Here is a 5,214-nt window from a genome sequence, read left to right as displayed (position 1 = left end):
TGAAGATAGTTATTCATTCCATTTTCAGAATCCCCATGTTCGCCAGTATGCGAATGATATAGATTTGCGCGCTCCACCTTTCCCGGCCTGAGCTTAGTTACAATCTAAAATCAGCAATCATATCCACGCCAGGGGTGTTTTGTTCCTGATGGCGATGGATTAGTATTTCTTATGGGAAAGGAATTTGCTTTATGCTAAGAACTGAAATAAGAAGAATACGTAACTTGAGCCTTGTCCTGGCAAGTGCAGTTCTGTTCATGTGCCTGGCGGGTGGATGTTCTGACGATGATCCGCTTTCGCCACAGGCTATTCATTTTGATGCGATCGGGATGCTTATCTACCAGTCCGGTGCTGTTGTTTTAGATTACTACGGGCCGGATTACACAGCTTCTGACCAGGTGGCTGAACAGGATTCGATCACGATCAGTCAGGGACTGAATCCGCATATGAATGCTAAATTCTACGATGAAGATGGTGATATCGTCGATCCGCCTGATGACGCGGATAAATACCTGTCGGCAGTTTTTGGCGATACGAGTGTAGCCGAACTGTGGTGGCATGAGGGCGAGGATGGTGAATTCGAGTTTCATATCCGCGGTAAAAAGGCGGGCCAGACCACGGTCAGTTTCCAGGTCTATCATATCGATCATCCTGATTTCGCCACCCTGCCGATTCCACTTACAGTCGGTGACCAGGTGCTCCACGACGCCCCGATCGGGGTTAAATTGATCGACGAGGAAAGCGGGGATTCACTGGCGACATCGTATCTGGCCGACAGCAGTCAGTCAGTCCAGGGTACATTGAGCGTCAGTTCCGGCACCACCACAGACCATATCGAGGCGCTTTTCTTCGATTACAGCGGCACGGAGTTCTGGCCCCCGGTACCGCCCCACTCGCTGGTGGTCGAATCAGCAGATACATCGATTGTGGCAGTAACCGGACAGGAACAGGATGAACCCTGGGCCTTCAAGCTCCAGGGTAAAAACCCCGGTACAACCACTATCACAGTCTATATCTATCATGACGATCATATCGGCAAAACATTCAAGCCGATCACTGTGAGTGTGAATTAGGAGTTTCGATGATTCATCATCACGTTAGCCGGTACCGCGGTGTTATCAGGACCGCGGTACTCGTATTGATTTTTGCTGTTCTGACCGCGACTGATCTGTATGCGAGCGTTTTAAAAGGGGTGGTTATTGATGCCGAAAGCGGTAGTCCGGTTGCCGGGGCGGTAATAGAAATCGCGGGTCAGGAACGTGCGAAGATCTCCAATCAGGATGGAGAATTCAGCTTCCATTCACTTGAGCGGGGAACATATGAACTGCGATGCCATCGGATCGGCTACGAAGAAAACCAGCTGAAACTCGAGTGCACGAAATCGGAAACCTCCGGTTACGTGATTTATTTATTTCCCCGTGCTCTGGAGAGCTCTCCCCAGATCGTGACCGGTAACCGGTTGGAATCGCGGTTTGCGGAGTTGAATGAGATGACCGGGGTGGTCGAGGGGCGCGAACTCCAGCAAAAGCTTAACCAGACACTCGCGGCGACATTGAAAAATGAAACCGGGCTGGCAATCCGCAGTATGGGGCCGGCGCCGGCCCGGCCGGTGATTCGCGGGCTGGGTGGAGACCGGGTTATGATTGCCGAGGACGGTTCGAAAACCTCCGATCTCTCGGCCACATCACCGGATCACGCTGTCACGATCGAACCGTTTTCGCTTCAACGGCTGGAAGTAATGCGCGGACCCAAAGTGCTTCTGCTGAGTTCAACCACCATCGGCGGTGTGGTTAATGTAATCCGCAACGAGATTCCAATTCAAAAACATGATAACATCCAGGGCGTTCTGGGAACTTACGGTGAAACTGTCAACGATGGTCAGCTGATGTCGGCCTCCGGCAGTGTACCGTTGGGCGATTTTGTCGCAAAGGGAGAGTTCAATCGCAGGACAGCCTCTGATATGGATACTCCCGAGGGAGAACTCGATAATTCTTATTCCGATGACCAGGACTGGTCAGCGGGAGGAGCATATTTTTTTGAGCGGGGTTTGATCGGGTATTCCTATCGCGATTTCGAACTTGGCTATGGAATCCCGGGTGGATTTATCGGGGGACATCCCAAAGGTGTTGATATCGAGATGAAAAAACGACGCCATAGCGCGAGAGTTAAGTACGATTTGAACTCCGGATTTTTTGAGCGCTTGAAGTTGAGCATCAAGCGAACATATTACCGTCATACCGAGTACGAATCCAACGGTTCTGTCGGTGCGGATTTCAAGATCACGAACCGGCGCGGATATGCCCACCTCGATCATTCGGAAAAAGGCTCATTGAAACGAGGTACCTGGGGAGTTTCCATAGAGGATCGTGATTATCGTATCGGTGGCCATGTATTCAATCCTGATTCCAGGTCTATGAAGCTGGCGGTGTTTGCCTACGAGTACCTGCAGCTGAGAAGACTGGGCATGGAGTTCGGTGTGCGCTATGAATACAACAAAATCGAACCCAGGGGGCCGGACCTGCAATCAGATATTGGAGAAATAAGAAAGCGGATTTTCAACAGTCTATCGCTCTCCGCTGCGTTTTTGTACGATCTCTCCTCGAGTTTTCATTGCGGCTTAAATATCAGCCGTTCGGCAAGAGTACCGACTATCGAGGAGCTTTACTCGGAGGGGCCTCACCTGGCGGCCTATTCATTTGAAGTCGGCAATCCCGAGCTGAAGGGTGAACATGGCTGGGGAGCGGAAATCTACTCGTATTATTATCGCGAGCCCTGGTATTTCAGATTGACTTATTATCGCAATGAACTCGATAACTATATCATCGCCCGCAACAGCGGAGAGATCAATTACGCCACCTTCCTGCCTATCTACGCCTCTGATGAAGTCGGTGCTGTATTACAGGGGATCGAGGCTGAAACCCGGCTGAAGACGGATTTTGGCTTGAAAGTTTCCGCCACGCTGTCATATACCAGGGGTACGCTTTCCGCTGACGATTCCAACCTGCCACAGATACCGCCATTGAAAGGCGATCTTTCCGCGCAGTATTCTCATCGCGGTTTCACTCTCGGCGCCGATCTTCACCTGGCAGACAGGCAGGATAAGGTCGATCAGTTCGAGGAACCGACTGCCGGATACGTTGTCTTCGATCTGCGCGGTCAATACCTTTTCAACCTGGGTGGCCAGATTCATTCCTTTAATGTAATACTCGATAATCTGCTGGATACAGAATACCGCAACCATCTCTCCCGTATCAAGTCGATATTGCCGGAGGCTGGCAGAAGCCTGCGCCTGACTTACAAACTCTATTTCGATCTGTAAATGAGCGCGGTCGCATGTTGCGGCCGCGTTTCATGATGAAAATGCGGTGTGCAGAATATAGGAGATATATACAGCACTGATAAATCCGCCAGACATTTCTCCCTAAATCACTGATATTTGTTGAACTCTCTTGTTAAGCTACAGCCGGCCTTTTCGATAATACTCATAGATATCCACAAGATTAGTGAGTTGATAAAAAGCGGGGGCTGTTTTCAGGGAGGCGGTAAATGCTAAAAAAATAATCGTTGCACCATAAGTCGTCTATCTGCAACTGACGAAATAAAGATTTCAACAGCATGGCATCCAAACCGTGCTGTATGCCTGATTATTGTATAAAGCAATAAACATAAATCCACACTGCTAAGGAGGGACGTGTGTTAAAGAATCTCAAACTTAATTTCAAGCTTATCCTCATCTTTTTGCTGATCGGTTTGATTCCGATGGGCACTGTCGGGATAATCAGTCTCAATAAAGCCAAAACAGCTTTAAATGACAAAGCCTTCAACCAATTGATTTCGCTCCGGGACGTTAAATCGACCCAGATTTCAAACTACTTCGGTGAACGGATGGGGGATGTCACGGTCCTTTCCACCAACCCAACGGTTGTGGAAGCGATGCAGAGATATGCCGAGACATTCTCATCCGGTGGAGCGCTCTCCTCTGAATATCGCCAGGTCGACAAGCAGTTTTCTCCCTGGCTGACTCAGTATGAGAAGGAATACGGTTACTATGATCTGTTTTTGATTTCACCGGACGGTGATATCGTCTACACAGTCGAAAAGGAGCCGGATTTCGCTACCAATCTGGTACGCGGCCGTTTTTCTTCTGAGAATATCGCCGATCTCTTCAAAAAAGCGCGCAACGAGACTGCCATGGTAGACTTCGATCACTACGCGCCTTCCAATGGAACCGCGGCCTCCTTTGTAGGCGCGCCGGTTAAAGACGAAAATGGCCAGTTCGTCGGTGTAGTCGCCCTGCAGCTGGCGATCGGACAGATTAACAAGATCATGCAGGATCGCAGCGGTCTGGGTGAGTCGGGTGAAACTTACCTGGTTGGCTCTGACCTGTATATGCGTTCCGATTCACGATTCTCGGATCAGTCCACAATTCTTGCACAAAAAATCGACACTAAGACTGCTAAGGCCGCCGCCAATGGCGAAACAGGTGCTGAAATTGTAAAAGATTATCGCGGGATCAATGTTCTGTCGGCCTATGCTCCGATCGATATCCTCGGTATGCGTTGGGGAATCCTGGCCGAGATCGATGAATCTGAGGCGTTTGCCGCCACCCATGCTCTGCAAAACGCGATTATGATCATCGCCTTACTGATGGGCGTGGTGATCGTCGCTGTCGGCTGGTTCTTTGCCCGCTCAATTTCACAGCCGATTTCAAATGTTGCAAATATTGCCGAGCAAATCGCTACCGGCGATATCAATCAGAATGTTACCTATGAATCCGGCGATGAGATCGGCCAGCTGGCCAATTCATTCCGTTCATTGGTCACCTATATGCAGGAGATGGCTGGAGCTGCCACCAAGGTTGCCGAGGGCGACCTGACTGTAGCGATTAATGCCAAATCGCATCGAGACGTGTTGGGCACTGCCTTTGCCCGTATGACCGGCAACCTGGAACAGATCGTGCGTGAGCTGACTGACAATGCTACCCAGCTTGTCTCAGCGGCGACTGAGATATCATCATCGTCTGAGCAGATGGCGGCTGGTGCTAACGATCAGACCCAGCAGGCCGCCCAGGTAGCGACCGCGATCGAGGAGATGACCGCCACGATCATGGAATCGACTAAGAACGCTTCCGAGGCCTCCGAACTGGCCAAGGCGGCTTCCGACAATGCCAACCAGGGCAACAATGTCGTGGCCGACACTATCAACAGCATGCAG

At 50.4% G+C, this 5,214-nt stretch carries 3 protein-coding genes; all 3 read left to right on the top strand.

All coding sequences use genetic code 11. The annotated features are described in order from the left end of the window. Positions 1–191: 191 nt before the first annotated feature. Positions 192–1,073, top strand: a complete 882-nt coding sequence (locus GF404_05370) for a hypothetical protein (GenBank protein ID MBD3381611.1) — start codon at positions 192–194, stop codon at positions 1,071–1,073. A gap of 8 nt (positions 1,074–1,081) precedes the next feature. Continuing rightward, the gene (locus tag GF404_05365; GenBank protein ID MBD3381610.1) at positions 1,082–3,319 is read left to right on the top strand and encodes a TonB-dependent receptor; all 2,238 of its coding nucleotides are present in this window, start codon (positions 1,082–1,084) and stop codon (positions 3,317–3,319) included. A gap of 374 nt (positions 3,320–3,693) precedes the next feature. Continuing rightward, positions 3,694–5,214 (top strand): HAMP domain-containing protein (locus GF404_05360; GenBank protein MBD3381609.1); only part of this gene is annotated, 1,521 nt, incomplete at its 3' end.

The sequence above is a fragment of the Candidatus Zixiibacteriota bacterium genome (genome assembly GCA_014728145.1).
Lineage (GTDB): Bacteria > Zixibacteria > MSB-5A5 > JAABVY01 > JAABVY01 > WJMC01.
The sequence above is the reverse complement of the archived record's forward strand: the minus strand, read 5'-3'. Positions and strand labels throughout refer to the sequence as shown.

Bases quoted from the DNA above. Each gene is read 5' to 3' on its own strand.
- GF404_05370 (MBD3381611.1), top strand. From the start codon at position 192: ATGCTAAGAACTGAAATAAGAAGAATACGTAACTTGAGCCTTGTCCTG.
- GF404_05365 (MBD3381610.1), top strand. From the start codon at position 1,082: ATGATTCATCATCACGTTAGCCGGTACCGCGGTGTTATCAGGACCGCG.